At 64.8% G+C, this 324-nt stretch carries 1 protein-coding gene; it reads right to left on the bottom strand.

The window, feature by feature from the left end; translation table 11 throughout:
- Positions 1 to 324 (bottom strand): aminotransferase class III-fold pyridoxal phosphate-dependent enzyme (locus CVH10_RS19020; protein ID WP_146143083.1); only part of this gene is annotated, 324 nt, incomplete at both ends.

Here is a 324-nt window from a genome sequence, read left to right as displayed (position 1 = left end):
GCATAGCGGAAGTGGTGCGGGCAGTCGACGTGCAGGATGCGGTCGATCGGCAGGTCGAAGTCGCGGTGGTTGTTGATCAGCCCGCTCAGGCTCGCGGCCACGACGGTGACGCCGTGGTACGCGTTCTTGCGCGCGATGATCTTCTTCTTGGCCGGCTTGCCGATGGCGTTGTGGTAGTACCAGACCAGCTTCACGGCCGAGTCGTTGGCCTCGGAGCCGCTGTTGGCGAAGAAGACCTTCGACATCGGCACAGGCGCGAGCGCGATCAGCTTCTCGGCCAGCGCGATGGCGGCCGGGTTCGAGCGGCCGTTGAACGTATGGTAG

The sequence above is a fragment of the Halomonas sp. ND22Bw genome, assembly GCF_003011945.1.
In the GTDB taxonomy this organism is placed as follows: domain Bacteria; phylum Pseudomonadota; class Gammaproteobacteria; order Pseudomonadales; family Halomonadaceae; genus Halomonas; species Halomonas halophila.
This window is presented reverse-complemented; position numbering and strand designations above follow the sequence as displayed.